This window comes from Mesorhizobium sp. M8A.F.Ca.ET.161.01.1.1, from assembly GCF_004792105.1.
Taxonomy (GTDB): domain Bacteria; phylum Pseudomonadota; class Alphaproteobacteria; order Rhizobiales; family Rhizobiaceae; genus Mesorhizobium.
Window position 1 is genome coordinate 1 of sequence record NZ_SRTD01000514.1, and the last position, 279, is coordinate 279.

Here is a 279-nt window from a genome sequence, read left to right on the forward strand (position 1 = left end):
CTTCGAACTCATCTTCAGCCATAATGGAGAGACGCGGCACGAATCTCTCGGGCGCTTCCCGCTTTCGGCGAAAGCGGACCGCTATGAGCAGCCGGAAAGTCAATTATATCTGCCGGAAAAAATATTCAGGCCGCAGAAGCGGTCGGCGCACAAGATGGCGGCGCGATAACGCTTGCGTGAAAAAGCACGGCATACATGCCTAGCATTAGCTGCCCCACTGCTGTAGACGCAGAGGATGCGCCAGCAAAAGCGCAGTTTGTAGCGCCCGCCGAGAACCGG

The 279-nt window shown here is 57.0% G+C and carries 1 pseudogene; it reads left to right on the forward strand.

Going from position 1 to position 279, the window contains the following annotated elements:
- Positions 1–169 (forward strand): annotated as a pseudogene (locus EN804_RS38920) (2'-5' RNA ligase family protein); the annotation flags it as partial.
- Positions 170–279 lie beyond the last annotated feature (110 nt).